Source organism: [Bacillus] enclensis, assembly GCF_001456935.1.
Taxonomy (GTDB): Bacteria; Bacillota; Bacilli; order Bacillales; family Bacillaceae_B; genus Rossellomorea; species Rossellomorea enclensis.
The window spans coordinates 71,561-90,676 of record NZ_KQ758487.1; the positions used below are offsets into that span (position 1 = coordinate 71,561).

The 19,116-nt window shown below is 44.8% G+C and carries 18 protein-coding genes; 12 read left to right on the top strand and 6 right to left on the bottom strand.

Annotation, left to right across the window (positions count from 1 at the left end; translation table 11 throughout):
* Positions 1-34: 34 nt before the first annotated feature.
* The 4 genes from AS034_RS18660 to AS034_RS18675 all read left to right on the top strand — a co-directional run bounded on the left by AS034_RS18660 (position 35) and on the right by AS034_RS18675 (position 4,291).
* Entirely contained in the window at positions 35-607 is a 573-nt protein-coding gene (locus AS034_RS18660; protein WP_058299718.1) for an MEDS domain-containing protein, read from the top strand.
* A 180-nt stretch (positions 608-787) separates the two neighbouring features.
* Positions 788-2,308 (top strand): aldehyde dehydrogenase, encoded by a 1,521-nt coding sequence (gene adh / locus AS034_RS18665; RefSeq protein WP_058299719.1) that lies wholly within the window; start codon positions 788-790, stop codon positions 2,306-2,308.
* Position 2,309: 1 nt separating this feature from the next.
* On the top strand, positions 2,310-2,642 hold the full coding sequence (locus AS034_RS18670; protein ID WP_058299720.1) for a DUF779 domain-containing protein: 333 nt from the start codon (positions 2,310-2,312) through the stop codon (positions 2,640-2,642).
* A 188-nt stretch (positions 2,643-2,830) separates the two neighbouring features.
* Positions 2,831-4,291 carry a catalase gene (locus AS034_RS18675; protein WP_032086373.1) on the top strand — a complete coding sequence of 487 codons (1,461 nt, stop codon included), beginning with the start codon at positions 2,831-2,833 and terminating at the stop codon, positions 4,289-4,291.
* A 704-nt stretch (positions 4,292-4,995) separates the two neighbouring features.
* Here the strand turns inward: AS034_RS18675 and AS034_RS18680 are convergent.
* Positions 4,996-6,387 (bottom strand): sigma-54 interaction domain-containing protein, encoded by a 1,392-nt coding sequence (locus AS034_RS18680; RefSeq protein ID WP_074440083.1) that lies wholly within the window; start codon positions 6,385-6,387, stop codon positions 4,996-4,998.
* 282 nt (positions 6,388-6,669) lie between these two features.
* Here AS034_RS18680 and AS034_RS18685 point away from each other — a divergent pair, with 282 nt between their 5' ends.
* From AS034_RS18685 to AS034_RS18695, 3 genes are all read left to right on the top strand, one after another.
* Positions 6,670-7,866, top strand: coding sequence for an ornithine--oxo-acid transaminase (locus tag AS034_RS18685; RefSeq protein ID WP_058299722.1), 1,197 nt, complete (start codon positions 6,670-6,672; stop codon positions 7,864-7,866).
* Positions 7,867-8,052: 186 nt separating this feature from the next.
* Positions 8,053-9,297 (top strand): Glu/Leu/Phe/Val family dehydrogenase, encoded by a 1,245-nt coding sequence (locus AS034_RS18690; protein ID WP_032086368.1) that lies wholly within the window; start codon positions 8,053-8,055, stop codon positions 9,295-9,297.
* Between the two features lie 142 nt (positions 9,298-9,439).
* The gene (locus tag AS034_RS18695; RefSeq protein ID WP_058299723.1) at positions 9,440-10,837 is read left to right on the top strand and encodes an aldehyde dehydrogenase; all 1,398 of its coding nucleotides are present in this window, start codon (positions 9,440-9,442) and stop codon (positions 10,835-10,837) included.
* Between the two features lie 103 nt (positions 10,838-10,940).
* Here AS034_RS18695 and AS034_RS18700 read toward each other — a convergent pair whose 3' ends face one another.
* On the bottom strand, positions 10,941-11,174 hold the full coding sequence (locus tag AS034_RS18700; RefSeq protein WP_032086367.1) for a DUF378 domain-containing protein: 234 nt from the start codon (positions 11,172-11,174) through the stop codon (positions 10,941-10,943).
* Positions 11,175-11,358: 184 nt separating this feature from the next.
* On the opposite strand from AS034_RS18700, the gene AS034_RS18705 reads away from it, so the two are divergent.
* The 3 genes from AS034_RS18705 to AS034_RS18715 all read left to right on the top strand — a co-directional run bounded on the left by AS034_RS18705 (position 11,359) and on the right by AS034_RS18715 (position 15,102).
* Positions 11,359-12,522 carry an iron-containing alcohol dehydrogenase gene (locus AS034_RS18705; protein WP_032086366.1) on the top strand — a complete coding sequence of 388 codons (1,164 nt, stop codon included), beginning with the start codon at positions 11,359-11,361 and terminating at the stop codon, positions 12,520-12,522.
* Between the two features lie 715 nt (positions 12,523-13,237).
* A complete protein-coding gene (locus AS034_RS18710) occupies positions 13,238-14,587 on the top strand; it encodes a glucose-6-phosphate isomerase (RefSeq protein WP_058299724.1) in 1,350 nt (449 codons plus the stop codon).
* Positions 14,588-14,694: 107 nt separating this feature from the next.
* The gene (locus AS034_RS18715; RefSeq protein ID WP_058299725.1) at positions 14,695-15,102 is read left to right on the top strand and encodes a YugN-like family protein; all 408 of its coding nucleotides are present in this window, start codon (positions 14,695-14,697) and stop codon (positions 15,100-15,102) included.
* A gap of 57 nt (positions 15,103-15,159) precedes the next feature.
* Here AS034_RS18715 and AS034_RS18720 read toward each other — a convergent pair whose 3' ends face one another.
* Complete coding sequence (locus AS034_RS18720) at positions 15,160-16,152, bottom strand: potassium channel family protein (protein ID WP_058299726.1); 993 nt, start codon at positions 16,150-16,152, stop codon at positions 15,160-15,162.
* A gap of 62 nt (positions 16,153-16,214) precedes the next feature.
* Entirely contained in the window at positions 16,215-16,766 is a 552-nt protein-coding gene (locus AS034_RS18725; protein ID WP_058299727.1) for a GNAT family N-acetyltransferase, read from the bottom strand.
* Between the two features lie 208 nt (positions 16,767-16,974).
* On the opposite strand from AS034_RS18725, the gene AS034_RS18730 reads away from it, so the two are divergent.
* A complete protein-coding gene (locus tag AS034_RS18730; protein ID WP_058299728.1) occupies positions 16,975-17,262 on the top strand; it encodes a hypothetical protein in 288 nt (95 codons plus the stop codon).
* Between the two features lie 42 nt (positions 17,263-17,304).
* Here the strand turns inward: AS034_RS18730 and AS034_RS18735 are convergent, their stop codons facing one another.
* Complete coding sequence (locus tag AS034_RS18735) at positions 17,305-17,952, bottom strand: hypothetical protein (protein WP_058299729.1); 648 nt, start codon at positions 17,950-17,952, stop codon at positions 17,305-17,307.
* The gene (locus tag AS034_RS18740) at positions 17,945-18,499 is read right to left on the bottom strand and encodes a sigma-70 family RNA polymerase sigma factor (protein WP_074440084.1); all 555 of its coding nucleotides are present in this window, start codon (positions 18,497-18,499) and stop codon (positions 17,945-17,947) included. The genes AS034_RS18735 and AS034_RS18740 overlap by 8 nt, the downstream gene beginning before the upstream one ends.
* 157 nt (positions 18,500-18,656) lie before the next feature.
* On the opposite strand from AS034_RS18740, the gene AS034_RS18745 reads away from it, so the two are divergent.
* Positions 18,657-19,091: a hypothetical protein gene (locus AS034_RS18745; RefSeq protein WP_058299730.1), complete on the top strand. Its 435-nt coding sequence runs from the start codon at positions 18,657-18,659 to the stop codon at positions 19,089-19,091.
* Positions 19,092-19,116 lie beyond the last annotated feature (25 nt).

The following is a 19,116-nucleotide window of genomic DNA, read 5'->3' on the forward strand; positions in this document are numbered from 1 at the left end:
GTATTAAGGGGAAACGAAAGGAGAGTGTCAAGTAATGATGATGGAAGAAGAATTAAATGGTTTTGTAAAAACAAAACCTTGTACACACATCCTTTACTGTTACCACAACATAGATATGTATATAAAAAAGGTGACTGCCTATCTTGTGGATGGGGTGAAGTCTGGGGAGACGGTCATCCTGATCGAGAGTGAAAAAAACCTGAATGCTATGAACGAGCGTTTAAAAGCTGATTTGACGGATGATCAAATGAAACGGGTACATATAATCAGTAATTTCGATTTTTACCTGTCAAGCGGAAGTTATCATCCGCCGGCCATCTATGAGCAATTAATGAAGATCTACACACTATATTTCAACGGTGATACCCCGTTCAGAACCTGGACAAATGTAGAGTGGGGAGCGCTTGAGAACCCCGCACACATCGTGGATTGGTTCGAAAAAGAAACGGATAAATTGGTTAATGAACAGCAGCTTACTCTTGTGTGTGCATATGAAGCAGAAAAAATGCCGGCAGATATGCAGGCGATACTAGAACAAAGTCATCCTCATATCATGACTGACGAAGACCTTATCGAATCAACTTTACACAATAAAATCAAGCTGTAAACAGGAAAAGCGGCGAATTCCAAAAGAGGAATCCGCCGCTTGTTTTATGTGCAGCAAATAATTTGGCGAAAAATAAATAATTTTCAAACAATATACTTGTCCGTACAACTCTTATCTACTATAATGATAAATGAAAGCGCTTTAATAGATAGGGGTACATAACAATCGGGAGGGAATACAATGCTTTATAACAATCCGAATACAGAAGGTTCACTGGTTCAATTCAAAGACACATATGATAACTTCATCGGCGGTGAATTTGTTCCGCCGGCAAGTGGAGAGTACTTCGAGAATGTTTCACCTGTAACCGGAAAAGTATTTACGAAAATCGCACGCTCAAACGAAGCGGATGTGGAAAAGGCCCTGGATGCAGCGCATGCAGCGAAGGATGCCTGGGGGAAAACGTCCGTAGCTGAAAGATCGTCCATTTTAAATAAAATCGCCGATCGTATTGAAGAAAACCTGGAAATGCTTGCAGTGGCCGAAACATGGGATAACGGAAAACCCGTCCGTGAGACATTAGCTGCAGATTTGCCGTTAGCGGTCGATCACTTCCGTTATTTTGCAGGCTGCATCAGAGCGCAGGAGGGGTCCGTCGGCGAGCTTGATCAAGACACGGTATCTTACCATTTCCATGAACCGATCGGGGTAGTGGGACAAATCATCCCTTGGAACTTCCCGATTCTGATGGCTACTTGGAAGCTTGCTCCTGCCCTGGCTGCCGGAAACTGTGTTATCCTGAAGCCGGCAGAACAAACACCTGCTTCCATCATGGTTCTTGTGGAATTAATCCAGGATCTGCTTCCAAAAGGGGTATTAAACGTCGTTCAAGGGTTTGGTGTTGAAGCAGGTAAGCCGCTTGCACAAAGTAAGCGCATCGGCAAGGTTGCCTTCACAGGGGAAACAACGACCGGACGCCTGATCATGCAATATGCGTCTCAAAACATCATTCCTGTGACGCTTGAGCTCGGCGGTAAATCACCGAACATCTTCTTTGAAGATATCATGAATGAAGATGATGATTTCCTTGATAAAGCGGTAGAAGGCTTCGTTATGTTCGCGCTGAACCAAGGGGAAGTATGTACATGTCCTTCAAGGGCGCTTATCCAGGAATCGATCTATGACAAGTTCATGGAAAGAGCGATTGAGCGTGTGAAGCAAATCAAGCAGGGCAACCCGCTGGATACAGATACGATGCTTGGCGCACAAGCTTCTCAGGAACAATTGGATAAAATCCTTTCTTACATCGAAATCGGTAAACAAGAAGGAGCAGAATGTCTAATCGGCGGAGAGCAAAACAAATTAGACGGTGATCATGAAACAGGTTTCTACGTGAAGCCTACTGTATTTAAAGGCGACAATAGCATGCGTATCTTCCAAGAAGAGATATTTGGCCCGGTTGTCTCAGTTACAACCTTCAAAACGAAGGAAGAGGCACTTGAAATTGCCAATGACACACTTTACGGCCTGGGAGCGGGAGTCTGGACCCGTGATATGAATACTGCTTACCGTTTCGGCAGGGAAATCCAGGCGGGACGCGTATGGACAAACTGTTACCACCAATACCCTGCACATGCAGCATTCGGCGGATACAAAATGTCCGGTATCGGCCGTGAAAATCATAAGATGATGCTGTCACACTATCAACAAACGAAGAATCTATTGGTCAGCTACAGCCCTAAGAAGTTAGGATTCTTCTAAAATGGAAAATAGACTGGAGGCGACAGAGCAGGCCGTCCAATTGATTGAAAAGGTTAAGAGCAAGCACGGACCTCTCCTTTTCCATCAATCAGGAGGCTGCTGTGACGGTAGTTCCCCGATGTGTTTGAGCCAGGATGATTTGATCATTGGTGACAGCGATGTATTGGTGGGTACTGTGGCTGATTGTCCTTTCTATATGAACTCACAGCAATATGAATACTGGAAGCATTTTAAGATCATATTGGATGTGAAGCCAGGGAGGGGAGGCGTGTTCTCTTTGGAATCCACCGAAGGCATGAGATTCATCACGGATTCCGAATTGATTAAGTCTTAGTCTTCTGGGGAAGTTCTAATCTTATTAACAGAATAATAGTGTAAAAAGACAACTTATTTCATTAAGTTGTCTTTTTTTAATAGTTATTAATTTATAATTATTATAATTTATTATTGACTTTCATTCTCAATTGATTAAAATAAAAATATACTTACTTAATAATTATTCTAATTAAAGGAGAGTTCAATATGGATAGAAATAAATTAACGACAAACCAAGGTGCGCCAATCGGCGATAATCAGAACTCGATGACAGCGGGACGCAGGGGACCGTCCTTGTTGGAGGATTATCAATTGATTGAAAAACTGGCACACTTCGACAGGGAGCGAGTACCTGAACGAGTCGTGCATGCAAGGGGAGCGGGTGCCCACGGTGTATTCATCACAAAAAAAAGCATGAAGAAATATACGAAAGCACAATTTCTGCAAAACCCCGGGACTGAAACGCCGGTATTTGCACGTTTTTCAACTGTCATCCACGGACAGCATTCTCCTGAAACGTTAAGGGATCCACGAGGGTTTGCCGTGAAATTTTACACGGAAGAAGGAAACTGGGACTTCGTAGGGAATAACCTCCCTGTCTTCTTCATCCGCGATGCCATGAAGTTCCCGGACATGGTACATTCCTTAAAGCCGGATCCGCGGACAAATATCCAGGACGGGGAGCGCTATTGGGATTTCATGTCCTTGTCTCCGGAATCGACCAATATGCTCGTCCATCTTTTCACCGATGAAGGGATTCCAGCCGGCTACCGCCAGATGAGGGGTTCAAGTGTTCATTCTTTCAAATGGGTGAATGAAGCAGGAAACACGGTTTATATCAAATTGAATTGGAAGCCGAAAGAGGGAATCGTGAATCTCTCGGCTGAAGAAGCGGCTGAAATCCAGGCTCATGACTTCAACCATTCAAGCCGCGACTTATACGAATCAATTGAAAAAGGAAATTACCCTGAGTGGGATCTATATGTACAGATCCTCGATCCGATGGATATGGATTCATTCGATTTCGACCCGCTCGACGCAACGAAGGACTGGCCGGAAGAAGAAATCCCGTCCCATTTCGTTGGCACGATGATTTTAAATCGGAATCCTGAGAACGTGTTTGCGGAGACGGAATCTGTCGGCTTCAATCCGGGAGTGCTCGTAAACGGCATGCTTCCTTCAGAAGACAAACTGCTGCAGGGACGGCTATTCTCCTATTCCGATACGCAGCGCTACCGTATCGGGGCGAACTATCAGCAGCTGCCGATCAACTGCCCGTTTGCAAAAGTCAATAATTATCAAAGAGACGGTGCAATGCCATTCAAACAGCAAACGAGCCCGATCAATTATGAACCAAACAGCTTCTCCGGCGAGCCGAAGGAAGTGGAAGGCTACACAGAAGTGAATCAGCCTGTGAATGGCGAAAGGGGCCGGCAGAAGATCGAGAAGACTGATGACTTCGGCCAGGCAGGACGTGTGTACAGAAGCTATTCACCTGAAGTGAAGGCGCAGCTGGTGAAAAACCTTACTGCAGAGTTGAGTGCTGTCAGCGAACGCATCGCTCTCCGTGCAATCTGTAATTTCTACCGCGCCGATGAGGAACTTGGGAAGAGGATTGCAGAAGGTGTGGGAGTGGATCTGACTCCGTATTTGGAATATGTGAAATAGAGGTTTGTTGCGGAGTCGACTCCATTATTGGGAGTTTTGGAATCGTTGCTAAGGATAGCTATTATTGTTGGAGTGCCAGTCACTTTTCGGTGTTTTCCGGGAGTGGCTGGTGCTTTTTTGTGGGTGCTGGTTTGGGGCGGGGGCTGTGTGGGGGTTTTGGGCTGATATTCGGATGGTGTCTGTTGCTTATTGGGATTTGCCGACAAAAAATAGGGGCTTGCCAACAATTATTGGGATTTGCCGACAAAAATTTAGAATTACCAACAATTTTTCCGATTTACCAACAAAAATCAATCACTTACCGACAATTCTTCAAAAATCGACAAATTTCACCCGCGCTCTATTGCATGGAAATGCTGCCTGCCAGATGACAAATTGCAGGAGAGATGGGCAAACTTTTTTCATCCGTTTTAACGTCCGGAATTTAAATATATCGCCCATTTACTCAAGTTTTCGCCCGATTTTTAAATATATCGTCCAAATTAATCTTATATCGACCAAATCAACAAGATATCGACGATTCTTTAAAAATCGACAAATTTCGCCTCCCCCTCGCTGTGCCACTCACCAATCCCATATCGGAGCTGGAGGGTGGTGTTTTGCGCCCCCAATCTCCAACCTCAAATTCCATCCCCATCCCAATACAAAAAAGCCACACCCCAACCCCGGGGCATGGCCACTCCACCACAATACCAAACCTCACTTCAATACCCTGCCCCGCGCTCAATCCCATACTTTCTGATCCGGTACTGCAGATTCTGACGGCTCATGCCAAGTGATTTTGCAGTCTGGGTGATATTGTAATCATGGTGTTTTAAAGCTTTTTGAATATAATAAGTTTCGGCTTCCTCCACAAACTTTTCCAGTGGTTTTATATCGCTCCCCGTCTGGTAGAGAAAGTCAGATTGTTCTTTGACTCCCTGGCTGTAAAAACCGTGGTGCAGACGCTGTCTGAAACCGATGGGCAGATGATAGAAATCGATCATTTCTTCGAGGCCGGCCAGGTTGAAAGCACCTTCGATCACATGCTCCATCTCGCGAACATTCCCGGGCCAGTCGTATTCCAGGAAAGTATCTTCGACTTTCCTCGTCAGCCCCCTGATGTTCAAGGAGAAATGATGATTGAACTGCTTGATGAAAAATGACAGCAGTTCTTTCAAATCTTCTTTCCGCTCGCGTAGGGAAGGGATGAAGATGGAAATAACGCTTAATCGATAATACAGTTCTTTCAACAGGCGTCCTTCTGCAATCGCATCGATCGGGTCTTCATTTACGGTGGCGATCACCCGCACATCATAAGGGAGATTTGATTCCCCTTCCAAGATGTTTAACAGCTTTTTCTGAAGGGAAGGGGTTAATAGGTTGATTTCATCGAGAAGCAGCGTACCGCCATGCGCCTGCTGAAAAAGGTTTTGGTGATTTACCGTTTCACTTAGGCCGGATGCTGCGGTGTGTCCATCGACCAGCATGCTTTCAAGCATGTCTTCCGGCAGGGAGGCGCAATTCTGTGCGATGAATGGATGGTCAGAGCGGGCGCTTCCGTTATGGATGCTCTGGGCGAACAGCTCTTTACCGGTCCCTGCTTCTCCGCAGATCAAGACTGGGGAAGAGGTCATTGCCGCTTTTTTGCCGGTTTCGACGGCTTCCTTCAGCCGGACGTTCTTTCCGACGATACTGTCGAATGTATAGAGGGGATTCATGCGTTTGTGCGGATTGTCCCGCATCATCTTTTCCAGCATGGTGATATCCCGTGCGATTTCAATTGCGCCGATCAATACACTGTCATGGAAGATCGGAAACGTATCATTGATGGTCGTGATTTCGATTCCATTTATATTAAAGTAGGTTTGTTTGACATTGAGCGCCGGCTCCCTGGTTTTCAGGACTTTAAGAAGGGTGCTTTCCTCTTCGCCGCGGAATTGGAATACATCAAGCAGATTCTTGTCCAATACGTCTTCTATTTCCATTCCTTCTATTTCCCGCATTTTGCGGTTGTAGATGATCGTCCTGGCCCGTGAGTCGATGACATGGACACCCGTTTCGAGATGTTCAGCTACTTTTTCATACATATACAAGCGTTTTTCGGATTCCTGCATGATGTCCCTCTCCTCAATATTGATGTTCCGGATTCTTTTTATGGCGGTGTAAATCCAATAAAATAATTATTCCAGCAGAACAAATTTATTTGTAAGCGCTTAATGATAAAATTTTAAAAAAACTCTTGAAAAATGCAACCATCTTTTGCATTATTATAAATGTAAGGGTTTTCTAAATGCAAATTTTTTTTGCATGTCTGTTATTTAACCTTAAAAAAAGATTCCGCAAGCAGTAATTTTTATAAAAGGCATCCGTCATTTTAAGTAAGGAGGAATTTTGTTATGTCAGTAAGTACTCATTCAATTATCGAACAAACAGAAAAGTATGGTGCGAAAAACTATCATCCGCTTCCAATTGTCATCTCACATGCAGAAGGTGTCTGGGTGAAGGATCCGGAAGGCAATAAGTACATGGATATGCTGAGTGCCTATTCAGCGGTCAATCAGGGGCACCGTCACCCGAAGGTCATTCAGGCGCTTAAGGATCAGGCAGACCGCGTGACTTTGACATCACGTGCATTCCATAACGATCAGCTGGCTCCATGGTATGAAAAGATCTGTAAACTGACTGGTAAGGATATGGCCCTTCCGATGAATACAGGTGCAGAAGCGGTGGAAACGGCCATCAAGACGGCTCGCCGCTGGGCTTATGATGTGAAAGGCGTGGAAGAAGACAGAGCGGAAATCATCGCTTGTAACGGAAACTTCCATGGAAGGACGATGACGGCGGTTTCCCTTTCTTCAGAAGAAGAATACAAGCGCGGATTCGGTCCGATGCTCCCGGGCATCAACCTCATCAACTATGGTGACCTTGATGCATTGAAAGAAGCGATTACGCCGAACACTGCTGCATTCCTGATCGAACCGATCCAGGGCGAAGCGGGAATCGTCATCCCTCCTGAAGGGTTCCTGAAAGCAGCTTACGAGCTTTGTAAAGAAAACAATGTGTTGTTTATCGCTGATGAAATCCAGGCCGGCCTTGCACGTTCAGGTAAAATGTTCGCATGTGAATGGGAAGATGTGGATCCGGATATGTACATCCTTGGAAAAGCACTCGGCGGCGGAGTATTCCCGATCTCCTGCGTTGTTGCAAGCAAAGAAGTCCTTGGTGTATTCAATCCAGGTTCACATGGCTCGACTTTCGGCGGAAATCCGATGGCTTGCGCAGTATCGGTCGCATCCCTTGATGTCCTCCTTGATGAAAAGCTTGCAGACCGTTCACTTGAACTCGGTGAATACTTTATGAGTAAACTCCGTGAGATAGACAATCCTATGATTAAGGAAGTCCGAGGAAGAGGATTGTTCATAGGGGTTGAACTGCATGAACCTGCACGTAAATATTGTGAACAATTGAAAGAGGAAGGGCTGCTTTGTAAAGAAACGCATGACACTGTGATCCGTTTCGCTCCTCCGCTTGTGATTTCACAGGAAGAGCTCGACTGGGCAATCGAACGCATCAAGAAAGTCCTTTCCAAATAAGAAAAAAGCGGATTGGATAGAGCCCGAGCTTTCACGTTTTTCTTACGCCTTGAATAGATAAGTAGTGTCCCTTTAAAGCGCGTACGAAAGATTGTATTTATTTTTGAAAAGCCAATGGTTTAGTACAAGGTAATATGTTACAATATCTACGTTTCAGATCACATAATAAAGAGGCGAATGTTTAAAATGGGAGAAAACCTTAATCTGTTTACTTCTACACAGCATGTCATTAATGATGCTTTATCAAAATTAGGTTACTCAGAGGAAATGTATGAACTCCTGAAAGAACCGATCCGTATGCTGACTGTCCGTATCCCTGTGCGCATGGATGACGGCAGCATCAAGGTATTCACTGGTTACCGTGCACAGCATAATGATGCAGTCGGACCTACCAAGGGGGGCGTTCGTTTTCACCCGGAAGTGGATGAAGAAGAAGTGAAAGCTTTGTCCATGTGGATGAGTCTGAAGTGCGGAATCGTCGATCTGCCGTATGGCGGAGGAAAAGGCGGTATTGTATGTGATCCGCGTACAATGTCTTTCACAGAACTTGAAAAGTTAAGCCGCGGATATGTGAGGGCGATCAGTCAGATTGTAGGACCGACTAAAGATATTCCTGCCCCTGATGTGTACACAAACTCGCAGATCATGGCTTGGATGATGGATGAATACAGCCGTCTCCGAGAAAATGATTCACCCGGCTTCATCACGGGTAAACCGATCGTTCTCGGCGGTTCGCAGGGCCGTGAAAAAGCAACTGCTCAAGGGGTCACAATCTGTATCGATCAGGCAGCGAAGAAACGCGGCATCGATATTAAAGGTGCAAAGGTTGTCATCCAGGGATTCGGTAATGCAGGAAGTTTCCTTGCCAAGTTCATGCATGACGCCGGAGCGAAAGTGATCGCCATTTCCGATGCACATGGGGCACTTCATGATCCTGCCGGTCTGGATATTGATTACCTGCTGGATCGGCGCGATAGTTTCGGTACGGTAACGACTTTATTCGAGAATACGATCTCGAATAAAGAACTGCTGGAACTTGAATGTGATATCCTCGTCCCGGCAGCGATATCCAACCAAATCACGGAAAAGAATGCTCATGATATCAAGGCATCCATTGTGGTAGAAGCTGCAAATGGACCGACTACTCTTGAAGCGACTCGCATCCTTTCAGAAAGAGGGATCCTGCTAGTACCCGATGTACTGGCAAGTGCCGGCGGTGTGACGGTATCCTACTTCGAATGGGTTCAGAACAATCAGGGGTACTACTGGTCCGAAGATGAAGTAAACGAGAAGCTTGAAGCTAAACTTGTCGATGCATTTAATAATGTATACGAAACATCCCAGAACCGCCGGGTCAATATGCGCCTGGCTGCATACATGGTCGGCGCTCGCAAGATGGCAGAGGCCTCAAGATTCAGAGGTTGGGTGTAACCCATCAAATAAAAAGAACCTGTTCCCGATTCGTTCGGAACAGGTTCTTTTTGTTTTTTCAGCATATTACATAAGAATTATAATGGTGATTCATGCTATATTAACTTATATATGAATTTATGCAGAACGAGGAGGGATCTCATTGACGACAGCAATTGAAGAAACATCCCGTGAAATCATACATGACGCAATTATAAAGCAGAAGCAGTTTTTTAAAGAAGGCAGTACGAAGTCTCTGGATATGAGGAAACAAACGCTGCAGAAACTGGCAGATATTATCTCAAAGCACGAAAAAGAAATTATTGTTGCGCTGAAACAGGATTTGAATAAATCCGAAATGGAGAGCTACACAACAGAGATAGGTTTTCTCCTTGAAGAGATCAGGTTCACCCTGAAGCACATCGATGATTGGGCGGCTCCTGTCAAGGTGAAGACGGCAAAGACGCATGTTGGATCGAAAGCATATAAAATACCGGAGCCATACGGAAGCGCCCTTATCATTGCACCGTGGAATTATCCTTTTCAGCTGGCACTTGCCCCTGTCATCGGAGCGATTGCTGCTGGAAATACAGTTGTCATAAAACCGTCCGAGCTCACACCGCACACATCGAACCTGATTTCGCGTATCTTCCATTCCCATTTCGATCCGGAATATTTAGCGGTCATCGAAGGAGGGGTGGAAACGACACAGCATCTCTTGGAGCAGCCCTTTGACTATATTTTCTTTACAGGAAGTGTGCCGGTCGGGAAGGTTATCATGGAAGCAGCAGCGAAACAGCTGATACCCGTCACTTTAGAGCTCGGAGGGAAAAGCCCGTGTATTGTAGACTATACGGCCAATATCCCCCTTGCAGCCAAACGAATCGCATTCGGCAAGGTGACTAATGCTGGCCAGACTTGTGTGGCCCCTGATTATCTTTTCGTTCATGAAAATGTAAAAGAACGGTTCATCACTGAATTCCAAAAAGCGGTCCGGGATTTTTATGGGAAAAATCCGCTTACCAATGACTCTTACGGCAAAATCGTGAATGAACGGCATTTCAACAGGCTGACCGATTATTTGCAGGACGGCGAAATCCTGACCGGCGGACGGGTGGACCATGCCTCACTGAAGATAGAGCCGACTCTCATGGTTCCGAAAGACCAGACTGTACCTGTCATGCAGGATGAAATTTTCGGACCGATATTTCCTGTATTGGGCTACGAAGATTTGAATGAAGTGATTGATTTTATCAACGACCGCCCCAAACCGCTTGCTCTTTATCTGTTCACGAGTGACGACCATGTTGCGGATAAGGTGAATGAATCTGTATCTTACGGCGGGGGCTGCGTGAACGACACGCTCATGCATCTGGCTACTCCCTACCTTCCATTCGGGGGAGTTGGGGAAAGCGGGATCGGCAGTTACCACGGGGAATCGAGTTTTTCAGCATTTTCGCATTACAAAAGCATTTTGAAGCAAACAACAAAATTTGACGCCAGTTTTAAGTATCCCAATTCGAAATGGGGATTGAAAATAATAAAAAAACTGATGAAATGATACGGAAGTGACTCATCGCAGAGGCTGATGAGTCACTTTTTTTAAAAAACGAAAAACCCGCCCCCATGTGTTAAAAGAGAGGGACGGGTATAATCTGTAAATGTTAGCGCGTAGGTTCTGTGTGTGGTTCTCTTTCGATCTCTTCTGTTGGCTTGAATAATAATCCGAGATTTATGAGACCTGCGATTCCCACTAATCCGTAAATGATACGGGACAGGGCAGAATCTTGTCCACCGAAGATTGCCGCTACCAGATCAAATTGGAAGAATCCGATCAAACCCCAGTTGATGGCACCGATGATCGTTAGAACCAAAGCAATACGTTGAATTGCACTCATGTTATTTTCCTCCTTAAACAATGGCTCATTTATAAGATGTCCACCCGCAGCATTCTTATTCCTGAAAAGAAAGTTTTTCTGTGTGCAGTTTCTTTGCATTTTGGGAAAGATATATTCGATAATAGAAATGTGGATGAACGAGGCTGTAATGAAAGCCCGTCATGAATAAAGGAGGTAACGCAATATGAATACTTTTACTTTTTATAACCCGACCAAGTTGATTTTCGGTAAGGGGCAAGTGGAGCAATTGAAAGAACTGGTACCTCAATATGGAAAGAAAGTACTTGTCGTGTATGGCGGCGGAAGCATTAAACGAAATGGACTTTATGATCAGGTGATCTCCATTTTAAATAGCATTGATGCAGAAGTACATGAGCTTTCGGGTGTAGATCCGAACCCGCGTCTGTCCTCTGTAAGGGAAGGCGTTAAGATTTGTAAGGAAAACGATATCGATTTCCTTCTTGCGGTAGGCGGAGGCAGTGTCATCGACTGTACAAAAGCAATCGCAGCGGGAGCGAAATATGACGGCGACGCCTGGGATCTTGTGACGAAGAAGGCTTTCGCACATGAAGCCCTTCCATTTGGAACAGTGTTGACGCTTGCGGCGACTGGTTCTGAAATGAATGCAGGCTCCGTCATCACGAATTGGGAAACTCAAGAGAAATATGGCTGGGGCAGCCCTGTCACATTCCCTCAGTTCTCCATCCTTGATCCGGTAAACACATTCACTGTACCGAAGAATCATACGATCTATGGAATGGTGGATATGATGTCTCACGTGTTCGAGCAGTATTTCAATGACGCAACAAACACTCCTTTACAGGATCGTATGTGTGAGAGCACTTTGAGAACAGTCATTGAAACGGCTCCGAAGCTGATCAATGACCTTGAAAATTATGAACTGCGTGAAACGATCCTTTATTCAGGAACAATCGCGCTGAACGGAATGCTTCAAATGGGCTATCGCGGCGACTGGGCAAGCCATAACATCGAGCATGCGGTTTCTGCGGTATATGACATTCCACATGCCGGAGGACTTGCGATTCTATTCCCGAACTGGATGAAGCACAACCTGAAGGTCAACCCTTCACGTTTCGCACAAATGGCTGAGCGCGTATTCGATGTGGATCCAACAGGAAAAACAGAAGAAGAAACGGCGCTTGAAGGAATCTCTAAGCTTCGTGAATTCTGGAGTTCAATCGGAGCACCATCCAGCCTTGCCGACTATGATATCGATGACAGCAAACTCGACCTCATGGCCGACAAAGCAATGGCAAACGGAGAATTCGGCAACTTCAACAAACTAAACAAAGAAGACGTCCTTGCAATCCTGAGAGCATCTTTATAATACCCATCAAAAAGAGCAGCCTTTATGGCTGCTCTTTTTTTAGGCTGATAATATAATAACTAATCGGATATGAACGAAAGTTGCTTCATGAGAAAATTCCAGCATATTTGTTTTTTTAAGTATCCGCCATTATAAATGTTAGGGTGATTGGAGAGGAAGAAGACTACGGCGAAAATAACAGCCAATCAGAGTATCTTCTGTTCCAGCAAGGAAACTCAGGATCTCGATCGATCTAATGAAAGCTACCATCACATTTTTGTGTGTTTTTGGGGAGTATTATCCAAGTTAAAAACGGTTCCAGCGTTTGATTGGAGTGCAAAACGTAGACTCCTGCGGGAAAAGCGTGTTAGGTGAGACCCCGGAGGCGAAGCCGAGGAGGCTCACCAACCGCCCGCGGAAAGCGAAGTTTTGCACGGAAATCAATAGCGGTGATGAATGGAATCAAATAAGTTGGGAAGTTAAGATTGCTTCTCTAATTAGGGCGCCGGTTTCTTCAATAACATGAAGCTCACAGGTCACCCGCGGAAAGCGAAGCCTTGCACGGAAATCAAAAGCGGCGATTAAAATCCGTTTTAAATCACCAAAAACAGGGGAAAATCATCAAGTAAAGAAAAATTTCATCATGACTGCGCTTTCATAAATGGCGCGTTCTTGATTATCGTCTCAGCATTCGATAAAGTGAGATAGAATAAAATAATTTAATCGGAGGATGGTTATGACACACATTCGTTTTGATTATTCAAAAGCGCTATCGTTTTTTGGAGAACATGAACTTACATATTTAAGTGATGCAGTGAAAGTTGCGCATCATTCTTTACACGAACAAACAGGGGCAGGCAGCGATTTCCTTGGATGGATCGATCTTCCTGTCGATTATGATAAAGAAGAATTCTCCCGCATCCAGAAGTCTGCAGAAAAAATTAAAAATGATTCCGATATCCTTCTTGTGATTGGAATCGGGGGTTCTTATCTTGGAGCACGTGCAGCCATCGAAATGCTGAACCACAGCTTCTATAATGCCCTTCCAAAAGAAAAGCGTTCGACTCCGCAGGTCCTTTTCCTCGGACAGAACATCAGCTCCACTTATATGAAGGATCTTATGGATCTTTTAGAAGGAAAAGACTTCTCGATCAATGTGATCTCAAAATCAGGTACTACGACCGAGCCTGCGATTGCATTCCGTATTTTCCGCAAGATGCTGGAAGAGAAGTATGGTGTTGAAGAAGCACAGAAGCGTATCTATGCAACAACGGATAAGGCGAAAGGTGCATTAAAAACACTTGCGAACGATGAAGGTTATGAAACGTTTGTCGTACCAGATGACGTCGGCGGACGCTACTCTGTTCTTACAGCTGTAGGGCTGCTTCCGATTGCGGTGAGCGGTGTTGAAATCGAGCAGATGATGAAGGGTGCTGCCGAAGCACGTGAAGACTTCAGCAAGTCTGAATTGACTGAGAACCCGGCGTATCAATACGCAGCAGTGAGGAATGTTCTTTACAACAAAGGCAAGACAATTGAAATGCTGATCAACTATGAGCCTGGCCTTCAATATTTTTCTGAATGGTGGAAGCAGTTGTTCGGCGAAAGTGAAGGGAAAGACCAGAAAGGAATCTTCCCTTCATCTGCGAACTTCTCAACCGATCTTCATTCTCTTGGACAATATGTTCAGGAAGGGCGCCGCGACTTGTTTGAAACAGTTATCAAAGTACAGGAGCCGCGTCATGAGCTGAAAATCGAAAAGGCTGACAGTGACCTTGACGGTTTGAACTATCTTGCAGGAGAAACAGTCGACTTTGTGAATAACAAAGCATTCGAAGGGACCCTTCTTGCTCATACGGACGGAGGAGTACCTAACCTGATCGTTGAGATTCCGGCGATGGATGCTTATACATTCGGCTATCTCGTCTATTTCTTCGAGAAAGCATGTGCCATGAGCGGATACCTTCTCGGCGTCAATCCATTTGACCAGCCTGGTGTGGAAGCATACAAAGTCAACATGTTCGCCCTTCTCGGAAAGCCTGGATTCGAAGAGAAAAAAGCTGAACTGGAAAAGCGTTTGAAATAAAACTGCATCGTAAAGAGCACGTGGAAATCTATTTCACGTGCTTCTTTTTTATACATCTTTCCCCCTCTTTTGGAAAAACTACTCCTAAAGAAAGGGGATTGATTTGAGTGATTGAGCTTTCATCCAGTATTGAAGGTAAACATTATCAATTATACAAACTTGAACAGCTTCTGAAGCCTCTCGGTTATACGATCGGCGGTAATTGGGATTACGACCACGGATATTTTGATTATAAGATAGACGATGAGGTCGGCTATCAATTTTTAAGGGTACCGTTCAAAGCGGTTGACGGCCAGCTAGATTCGAGGGGTGCGACGGTTGCATTCGGCAAACCATTCCTGCTTGGGCACAAATATCAAAGGGGACTGGATGACTACGCCGCTGCAGGTGATTTTTCGGGGACGGTCAATCAATTCTCAGAGCCTCAGGATCCGGATGCGAGTATACCTGACAAGTACGTCGATATCGGCCGGGAGCTGGTAAAGGAACTTGAAGATATTATGATGACCAATTAAATTATACGATGAATAAAAAGAAGCTGACTCCATTACATGGGGACAGCTTCTTGTTTGTTAATTTGTGATGACGAGCAGTTCGTCTGAAGAGTCTGCAGTTGTCGTCAACGGAGGGTTCACTAATGTTTCTTCGCCCTTTTTAATCCCGAGCAGGATGATGTTATGCTCCAGCAGCCTCTCGCTTAAAGATTGAAAGGTTTGGTTGAGGCAGTCCTCTGTAACGGGAACGAGCTGCAGATGATTCCCTTTAAGATGGTTCAACAGTTTCAGGATCGCCTTTGACATTCCTTTTGATATGATGCTGTTGATCATCACATAGCTTGACTGCAAATTAGTCTGGATCACTTCATCGGCGCCCGCCCGTTCAGCATTTAAGACCTGATCCTTCTGGAGGATTTCAACCACGGTATACACATTGGGGTGATTTCCTTTCACTGCGAGGAGTGTGAGGATGGAATGCATATCAGCTTCGATTTCATTTCGGTTCTGATCGGCTGTGATGAGGGCAATCGATGCTTCGTGCATGCTTGCCTTTTCCAGTACTTTATCTTTAAAAGGTTCTCCCTTGATAAAATGGATATGATGGTTGCGATAGGGGTTTTGCTGCAATGTTTCATCTATCAGGATGATATCCCCGCGGAAGTGGAGGGAATTTAACTGGTTGATGATTTCCCTGGCACGTTCATTCCAGCCGATGATCACGACATGATCCTTTCCTTTGAATGTCGCTTTCCCTTCGATATATGCATTTTGGGACATGACCGTATTTGTAGCAAGCGTGATGAAATAGGTGGATAGGAAACCCGCACCTACAAGGATGAGCAAGACGCCGAACAGCCTTCCTTCGGTAGTGGCCGGGACAAAGTCTCCGTAACCGACTGTCGACATCGTGATGACCGCCCACCATATCCCATCAAAATAGGAAGGGAACGTATCGGGTTCGACATAGTGGATAAGGATCCCAAAAACGGTCATTAGGCTTATCGCGATTAAAAAAATCCGCACTAATAAAGGCCAGCGCAGGAATTGATGAAACACTTGCTGAACCATTTCATCCAGCCTCCTTTTTCTTCTGCACTGACCATTATTGCCTATTAAGCCTTATTTCATAACTAATCCAGCCATTCTTTCTTTAACAGGCTGTACATATATGCATCATACATGGTGTCATCCTGCAGGATATAATCACGCAGCAGTCCCTCACGACGGAATCCGAGTTTCTCGACAACCCTTGAGGAGGCCATATTATTAGGCACGATCACCGCTCCGATGCGGTTCATCTCCCTTTCTATGAACAGGTACGTGATAAGCGGTTTCAATGCTTCACCCATTATGCCGTTTCCCCAGTAATCAGGATGAAGGTCATATCCGATTTCACAGCGTTTATAAGACTTTGCAATCCCATGAAATCCGCATGTTCCCATCATCTGATCTGTGCTTTTATCCACGATCGCCCAGCGCATCGGGCCCCCTGCTTCGAACTGTTTTTCGAAATTATCGACCATGTTTTCAGCCACTTCTTTAGAAGAGATGGGGCTCATGCCGAAGTATTGCAGGACCTCCCTCGAAGTATAATGTTCAAATAAAAAATTGACATCTTCTTTTGTGATCTGCCTTAAAATAAGGCGCTCTGTTTCAAAGATTGGATACGTTGTCGTCGTCATCTTCATCTCTCCTTCAGGCACTCTGTTTATATAAAACAGCTCTCTTTTAAAAGAGTATATCATGAGTGAATTAGAAAATAAGGAAAATTTCGAAAAAGTGAAGCGTTTGGAAGATGTATCTTAGCTTTCTGTTGAAAAATACAATAAATGGAATTAAACTAGTAGAGTATAACTATATGATATATTTTGGAAGTGAGGGGACAGTGGTATGAAGAAAGCGGTAAGGACAGGTTTGAAATGTTTACTCGCACTGGGTATGATTGTACCGGGTGCAGCGGCAATCAGCGTGACTTCTGCTTCGGCAGCAGGGGACTTTAACCGGGCGATAGAAGGGCCGCCGGGGGGATACGGCAGTCTATCATGGGTGTATCATGGGCAAAGCAGCACGACCTATTACACCATCAAAGAATACCTCGATACGACCCAGCAATACTGGAAAAAAGTATATTATGATAAAAACAATCAATATGTAAAATCAACGTTTGGCATAAATTAGCAAAAAAAGATTATGTCCGATGACATAATCTTTTTTCACTCATTATTTGAAAGATTCGGCGATCATCTTCAGGTCTCGCTTCCCCAATAAGATGTTTGAAGAACGGCGTTTATAGCCGACGTAGTACAAGGTACCATCTTTATACCAAGTCACGTGGCTCACTCCAAACTCCCGGTTTTCCCTGTAGCTGCCTTTCACACCCCAGATTTCCACCGGATCATTCATGGCCGGTATTGCGGATTCAAGGCCAATATCCATATTGATCGTCAGTTTTTGTTTCTCAGGTCCCGTCAGTTTGATTGAAACCGAATCAATTCCATCTTCCCGGGTCTTTTTGTAGGTTCGGTCAACTACTTCAAAGGGGACCACGGTCGGCAGCTTGATATTATCCAAGTTTATATCATCTTCAACCACTTGAAGGTCGAGCTGCTGAAATTCAGCCTGACTCGCATTCTGTCCATCTTCGAAAATCCCAAGCTGGCTCCCGCCAAAATATACAAATAGTGACAGGCAGGCCAGCATAAAGACGGCCGACAACATTGGTGCAAGTACCGGTCTCCTTTGATAGGAGGATTTGCTTTTACCGGAATGGATTTCATTTAATATGTTTCTTCTCATTTTGTCAGTGAAGCCGTGATGCTTAAATGTTTCTTCTTTCATCAGTCCCCGAAGGCGGCTCAATTCATCCATTGTCATACACCTCACTGTTTTGATATGCGGCACCAAGAAGCTTACGCCCTTTTGCCAGACGCGTCTTGACAGTATTCAGGTTCAGATCCATACACTCTGCAATCTCTGCGAGCTTCATTTCTTCAAAATAAAACAAAAATATGATTTCCCGGTATTTTACCGGGAGGGATAATAGATTTTTTACCAGCTCGCTTTTGGTTTCTTCCTGGATGAGGCTTTGTTCGGGTGTTCCGAATTTACCCTTCACCATTTCATTGATGGAGTTGGTGAACGAAATCATCCTCGTATCCCACCGCCTGAGGTAGTCCTTGCAGTGGTTGATTGCCATCCGGACAATCCATGTCTTTAAGGAGGACTCTTCCCGAAAGGAATCGAGTTTCTTATAGACCTTCACGAAAACTTCCTGGGTCAGGTCTTCAGCCAGGCTGTGGTCTTTCACATACGAATACACTATGTAATAAATATCGTTGCCATACTCACTCATCGCTCTTTCCAGAATGAGGTCCCTTGATGAATCAGGAAAGGCTTCTTCTTGATTTTTCAGCAAAAAATCACCTGCTTTCGTCCTCTCCATTCTAACAATTTGACGTACGCGGTTGGAAAAAAGTTGTGGAATTTGTGAAAAATGTGAAGGATTATGAAACTTTTTCCAATTAAAATCGTAGAAATAGATGAACGCTGAAAAGAGGGAGGGGGAGGGAAGCATGAATTATTATGTGAATGTCGGGTTTACAATCGTTCTTTTGATTGTCTTGACGATGGGGGCCTTTGCAATTGACTACATAGGCAAAGTACTGCAAAAGTCGATCAAACCTAAATATCTTAAAAGTACAATCATTTTTATGCTTCTTTTATTAATGGCAGGCGCTTCTTTTGCGTTGAGCACGCTCGGAGACTGGAGATTCATCGATACGATCTTTGTAACGAGCCTCTGTTTCTTCGGACTGGGCTGGATCACCAATATCACGAATCGGGCAAGCAGGAATGCGGCTGGGACGACGGCAAAATTCATCACGAACAATGCCTATAAACATCAATATGAAGCAGCCGGTACATACCGGATGAGTCTCTATTTCCTAGCCAGCCTGATTTTTCTTGCCGGGAGCTGGACAGTGGCATTTGCTGCGGCATTCTTATGAATATACGGGCTGAAGGGAGAGGAGA

What these genes read in the sequence shown, in the direction of transcription:
- AS034_RS18730 (WP_058299728.1), top strand. Translation starts at nt 16,975, where the DNA reads ATGAAGAAAGCGGTAAGGACAGGTTTGAAATGTTTACTCGCACTGGGT.
- AS034_RS18745 (WP_058299730.1), top strand. Translation starts at nt 18,657, where the DNA reads ATGAATTATTATGTGAATGTCGGGTTTACAATCGTTCTTTTGATTGTC.
- AS034_RS18660 (WP_058299718.1), top strand. Translation starts at nt 35, where the DNA reads ATGATGATGGAAGAAGAATTAAATGGTTTTGTAAAAACAAAACCTTGT.
- AS034_RS18705 (WP_032086366.1), top strand. Translation starts at nt 11,359, where the DNA reads ATGAATACTTTTACTTTTTATAACCCGACCAAGTTGATTTTCGGTAAG.
- AS034_RS18680 (WP_074440083.1), bottom strand. Translation starts at nt 6,387, where the DNA reads ATGCAGGAATCCGAAAAACGCTTGTATATGTATGAAAAAGTAGCTGAA.
- AS034_RS18675 (WP_032086373.1), top strand. Translation starts at nt 2,831, where the DNA reads ATGGATAGAAATAAATTAACGACAAACCAAGGTGCGCCAATCGGCGAT.
- AS034_RS18690 (WP_032086368.1), top strand. Translation starts at nt 8,053, where the DNA reads ATGGGAGAAAACCTTAATCTGTTTACTTCTACACAGCATGTCATTAAT.
- AS034_RS18670 (WP_058299720.1), top strand. Translation starts at nt 2,310, where the DNA reads ATGGAAAATAGACTGGAGGCGACAGAGCAGGCCGTCCAATTGATTGAA.
- AS034_RS18700 (WP_032086367.1), bottom strand. Translation starts at nt 11,174, where the DNA reads ATGAGTGCAATTCAACGTATTGCTTTGGTTCTAACGATCATCGGTGCC.
- adh (WP_058299719.1), top strand. Translation starts at nt 788, where the DNA reads ATGCTTTATAACAATCCGAATACAGAAGGTTCACTGGTTCAATTCAAA.
- AS034_RS18725 (WP_058299727.1), bottom strand. Translation starts at nt 16,766, where the DNA reads ATGACGACGACAACGTATCCAATCTTTGAAACAGAGCGCCTTATTTTA.
- AS034_RS18710 (WP_058299724.1), top strand. Translation starts at nt 13,238, where the DNA reads ATGACACACATTCGTTTTGATTATTCAAAAGCGCTATCGTTTTTTGGA.
- AS034_RS18720 (WP_058299726.1), bottom strand. Translation starts at nt 16,152, where the DNA reads ATGGTTCAGCAAGTGTTTCATCAATTCCTGCGCTGGCCTTTATTAGTG.
- AS034_RS18735 (WP_058299729.1), bottom strand. Translation starts at nt 17,952, where the DNA reads ATGGATGAATTGAGCCGCCTTCGGGGACTGATGAAAGAAGAAACATTT.
- AS034_RS18685 (WP_058299722.1), top strand. Translation starts at nt 6,670, where the DNA reads ATGTCAGTAAGTACTCATTCAATTATCGAACAAACAGAAAAGTATGGT.